Below are 5,149 nucleotides of genomic sequence, written 5' to 3' on the forward strand. Positions count from 1 at the left end.
TTTTTCCTGTTTCTGTTTCTTATTTTGTATTATTTTCTACTGTTTTTTGAGTTGTTGTATTTTTTCCTGCTTCTGTTCCTGTTTCTGATTTAGTATTATTTTCTACTGTTTTTTGAGTTGTTGTATTTTTTTCTGTTTCTGATTTAGTACTATTTTCCACTTTTTCTTTTGTTTCTGTACTTTTTCCTGTTCCTGTTTCTAATTTAGTATTATTTTCTCCTGTTTCTTGATTTTCCTTACTTTTGTTTTCTCCTACTTTTTGTTCAAGATTTTCTTCATCTTCTATGCAGTAAGAGCATTTATCGGTATAATTTTTGTCACTTTTTGTGCAGGAAGAATAATCATCTTTTGTATTGTTATCTTCATCATTTTCCATGCAGTCAAAGCAATTAACTTCGGTATAATTTTCGTCTACTATATAATACAAATAATTATCTTCTGTCTCGTTACTTACTCCAATGTTTGACTCATGTACTACTTTGTCTCTTGCCTGGCTGTTGGTTTGGCTTCCCGCTCCTGTAGCTGATATTGAAATTACTGAAAAAATTAGAACCAGAGTAATGAAGATTAATCTCCACTTTCTGCTAAATATTTCATTATAAATTCCTGTTTTTTTCTTCAATCAGTGCACCCCTTAATTATCCTCTTTTCTGCTTAAATTTGAGTTTTTACGTTTCTTTATGCATTTTATATGTGATTTTAAGTTTTATTTTGGCATGATTTATTATTCTGTAAATTTATTAAGATAAATCTCCTTTATTACAAAGATTTTAAAAAATTTTTAAAACAATTTTAATATTTTTTGATAAATATCTTCTGTAAACGTCTTTTCATTTTTCAAATTTTTTTATTCTTTAACAGCACAGTGGTAACAATGTTTCTTTACGCGTTTTTATGTGTGATTTTAAGTTTATTTTAGCATGATTTGTTATTCTGCAAATTTATTACGATAATTTTTTTTATTACAAAGATTTTAAGGGAATTTTAAAATGATTTTAATATTTTTAGATAAATATCTTCTGTAAACGTCTTTTCATTTTTCAAATTTCTTCATCTTTGAATTATATAGTATTAATAATAATATTATTAGGAGTCCTGAGTTTACCTATCTTGACTTTTCATTACTTAAACTCTTCTTTCTTGATTCAAACTTCCATAGTAAATTTTCCTTTTGGCTCTGATCTGGGTTAAAAAGAAATTTTACTTTCAGATTTAGGTTTTCTACAGATCACTGGTTGACCTGCTGGTGAATGTCTCCAATAATCATATTTTCTGTAATAATTTCATAGACACTGGGGCAACTGTCTCAGACAAGGCAATAGATACCAAACTTTTAGTTATCATAACAGAGCTTTCAGTTTTATTATATTGGCACAGGTGGCGAGTAATAAATACTCCAATCTTCGAGGCTGCCAACAATTCAATTTCAGGGTAAAAACATCTAAAAACAGGGCACATACTAATTTAAATTGAAATGTACTATTTATTAGAAATTGTGATTCTTGAAACTATTTACCTATTTAATTTGCTATTTATAATCATATATGAAATCCTATAGTCATAAATGAGTAAAAATAAAGAAACCTGCTGATCTAATCCACCAGTTTTTCTTATGGTGTTATCTGGTTACAGCTTGAGTAACTCTTTATTTTTAGTTTATACTAAAAAGGATTTTAAATTCTTCAAAAAAATCAGTGCCAGAGCTAAGTGTAAAAAGTGGTGATGTCCAATGAATTATATAAGAAATGTTTACATAAAAAAAATTTGCCCTGTTTGTGGAAATGAATTTATTGTCTTGAAAAACATAGAGAAAAAAGCTGTTTACTGCACTCTTCACTGCCTCTCAGTATCCGAAAATGAGCGGATTAACAGTGTTTCTCCATTAATATCTACGTAATACAGGAGGACTATAGTATCAGGACTTGAATTATAATCTACGAGCAAGTATTCGAATTCAGACTAAAAAGTCTATATAAAATTCAAGACATTAATCAGAAATCTACAACAAGAATTCTGGAATCTAAAACTTAATTGGAAAATTAAATATAAACTTCAATTAACGGATTCCACTTAACTTTTAAAATATTTTTAAACTAGCCTATTATAATTTACAAGCTCGCATATAATATCTAGCATAATAGTTTGCATATAATATTGTACACTAATATAATATTGTACACTAATATCTGTCTACACTCTGTTATAATCACTCTATTAAAGATAAATAGTGATACTATCTATTACTCACAGGCCAGTTTATATAACGTACATCAAGTTGGTCTATCAGTTTTTGCTGGCATAAGTACAGCTGGTATTCTGTCGACTGTAATCCCATATTTTAAATCTTCGATTGAGGAAATATAAGCTCGAACTCTTTTCTCTATTTATTCTTGTTCTCTCTTGCAATGGATTCTTCTTTCTGAATTCTCTTCTCGCCCTGCAAAGGCTTTATATATTAGATCTGCTATGTAAAGGCAAAGTACATGCGAGATGAAAATTCACGCATTTTAGTGCTTGAAATTATCTAATCAGATCAATGTGATGCTTAATGCTAACATCCTGGAAGTTTCCGGGAGATAAGGTTTTCTACCGTGCTTTACGGAAGATTTCCTGCATTGAAGATAAATCCAGTGAGAAAAGTCGGATCAACATGAGTGTTAAAGGGCCAATGCTTTGAAACGCCCGCTTTTGGCGTCCTGAGACGCCTATAATCGCACGAAGCTGTTCAGGTTTTCGATGAGTTGCGGTTGCAGTTACTGAATACTGAAGTTTCAAATCAGGGAACTGAATTTAAAATCAGGTTACCACATACTGAAGTTTCAAATCAGACTACTGAATGTTTCAAATCAGAGCCGGATGCCTGGATTTGGGTCTGCCAGGATCGTAAAATCGATCCTAAGAGTATGCTCCTGCTAGACAAGCTGGGAAGAGGATCGGATATTGCAGATGCCTGAAGGAATTAGGGTACCGGGAGCATAAAGCTCTGGTCTGCTCGAGGCATATGTGCCAGGCAGGTCTGAAAGACATCCCTCCCCACCTGGTAGCGTTCGGGGAATCCAGTGTATTTTTTCTTTTGCCACTCACGTTGGGCCGACCGGAGGGGCTGGCATTTCAATTGAAATTTACGGAGTAGAAATATGGCAAGCATACACCGACCAAAACGAGGTTCCCTCGCATTTAGTCCACGTAAAAGGGCAAAGAGCCACATTCCACGGTTCAGAGCCTGGCCGGAGGCTACAGGTGAACCAAGGCTACAGGGTTTTGCAGGGTACAAGGTGGGCATGACCCACGTGATCATGGTTGATGACATAAAGAACAGCCTTACCCAGGGTATGGAAATCTCCGTACCCGTAACTGTCATCGAAACTCCCGCAATAAGGGTAGCAGCCATCCGGGCTTATGCAGAAGATACCACCGGAGAAAAGGCAATCGCTGAGGTCTGGGCAGCAGACCTTGATCCTGAACTCAAACGCAGGATCCCTGTACCAAAAGGAGAGAATATGGCTGAAACCCTTGGGAATATCGGTAAAATGATCGAAGACGGAAAGGTAAGCGATATCAAGGCAGTTACTTATACTCTGCCAAAGAGCCTTACCGGGGTTCCCAAAAAGACTCCAGATATCATGGAGTCTGGAATTAGCGCTCGGGATCTCAACACCAAGTTCGAGTACGCAAAATCAATCCTCGGTACCCTTGTAAGCATAACCGATGTTTTTAAGACCGGAACACTTGTTGACACAGCTGCAATTACTATCGGAAAAGGGACTCAGGGTCCTGCCAAGCGCTGGGGCACCCAGCTTATGAAAGGCAAGCACTCCAGACAGGGCAGTCTCAGGCAGATCGGTACTCTTGGTGGCTTCGGCCTTCGCCGTGTATCCTGGAGAGTCCCGCAGATGGGTCAGACAGGATATCACCAGAGAACTGAGTTCAATAAGCGCATTCTTAAGATTGGATCTGATGGGGAAGAAGTCACTCCAGAAGGCGGCTTCATCAATTATGGCCTTGTCCGTGGGGATTATGTGCTGATTAAAGGCAGCGTTCCAGGACCTTCAAAAAGGCTTATCAGACTCAGAGACCCTATCAGGGCAAAGAAAGCCGACCTTGGCGAACCAAATATCCTTCACATAAGCAGGGAATCCAAGCAGGGGTGAAGTGAAATGGCTACAGCAAAAACAATAGACCTTACAGGGAAGGTTGTCAGGGAGATTGAGCTTCCAGACGTCTTTGATGTGGATTACCGACCTGACCTGATTAAAAAGGCAGTGCTTGCGGCACAGGCAAACAGGCTTCAACCCTACGGTCCCCGTCTCTATGCAGGCATGGAAACTTCCGCAAGAGGTTGGGGTTCAGGGCGAGGTGCGTCCCATATTCCGAGGCTCGTAAACAGCAGCAGAGCTGCAAGAGTCCCGCATGCAAGAGGCGGAAGAAGAGCTCACCCACCAAAACCGGAAGCCGACAGAAGCGAGAAAGTCAACACCAAAGAACGCCGCTATGCAATCCGCTCTGCAATCGCAGCAACCAGGGATCCGACTCTCGTGAGCCTGAGAGGCCACATCTTTGAAGCCGAGCTTCCGATTGTTACGGAAAACGCTCTTGAGGACCTGGACAAGACAAAGCAGGTAATAGAATTCCTGCAGGCTATAGGAGTCTACGAAGACGTGCTCAGGGCAAAATATGGAAGACACATCAGAGCCGGCCGCGGAAAGCTCAGAGGTAGGAAATACAAGCACAAAAAGAGCGTCCTTATTGTTGTTGCAGGGGAAAGCGCCCCTATCCTGAAGGCTGCAAGAAACCTCTCAGGGGTAGATGTTGTAACAGTGGATTCACTGAATGCTGAACTGCTCGCACCTGGCACTCACGCAGGGCGCCTTACTATCTGGACAGAATCCGCAGTTGAAAAACTGGAAGGTGCATTCCAATGAGTTCCATTAATTATCCTTTTGTTACTGAAAAAGCGATGATGTTGCTTGATGAAAACAAGCTCCAGTTTATCGTGGATACCAGGTCAAACAAAAAGCAGATCGTAGTAAATGTTGAAAAACTGTACGGGTTCAAAGTAAAGTCCGTGCGAACCATGACCACCATGAAGGGCACGAAAAAAGCAATCCTGACATTCGAAGATCCTGAATCGGCACACGAGATTGCACCT

General features: G+C 38.9%; 5 protein-coding genes. 3 read left to right on the top strand and 2 right to left on the bottom strand.

Features of this window, described 5'->3' with window-relative positions:
- Positions 1-19: 19 nt before the first annotated feature.
- On the bottom strand, positions 20-622 hold the full coding sequence (locus tag A9239_RS07605) for a hypothetical protein (RefSeq protein ID WP_069575252.1): 603 nt from the start codon (positions 620-622) through the stop codon (positions 20-22).
- Between the two features lie 2,290 nt (positions 623-2,912).
- Positions 2,913-3,080 (bottom strand): hypothetical protein, encoded by a 168-nt coding sequence (locus A9239_RS19420; protein WP_155396523.1) that lies wholly within the window; start codon positions 3,078-3,080, stop codon positions 2,913-2,915.
- Between the two features lie 57 nt (positions 3,081-3,137).
- On the opposite strand from A9239_RS19420, the gene rpl3p reads away from it, so the two are divergent.
- The 3 genes from rpl3p to A9239_RS07625 all read left to right on the top strand — a co-directional run.
- Positions 3,138-4,151, top strand: coding sequence for a 50S ribosomal protein L3 (rpl3p, locus tag A9239_RS07615; RefSeq protein ID WP_048121198.1), 1,014 nt, complete (start codon positions 3,138-3,140; stop codon positions 4,149-4,151).
- Between the two features lie 6 nt (positions 4,152-4,157).
- Entirely contained in the window at positions 4,158-4,922 is a 765-nt protein-coding gene (gene rpl4p, locus A9239_RS07620; RefSeq protein ID WP_048156048.1) for a 50S ribosomal protein L4, read from the top strand.
- Positions 4,919-5,149: 50S ribosomal protein L23 (locus tag A9239_RS07625; protein ID WP_069575253.1), on the top strand; the 231-nt coding region annotated here is incomplete at its 3' end. The genes rpl4p and A9239_RS07625, both read left to right, overlap by 4 nt.

Origin of the sequence: Methanosarcina sp. A14 (genome assembly GCF_001729375.1) — an archaeon.
In the GTDB taxonomy this organism is placed as follows: domain Archaea; phylum Halobacteriota; class Methanosarcinia; order Methanosarcinales; family Methanosarcinaceae; genus Methanosarcina; species Methanosarcina barkeri.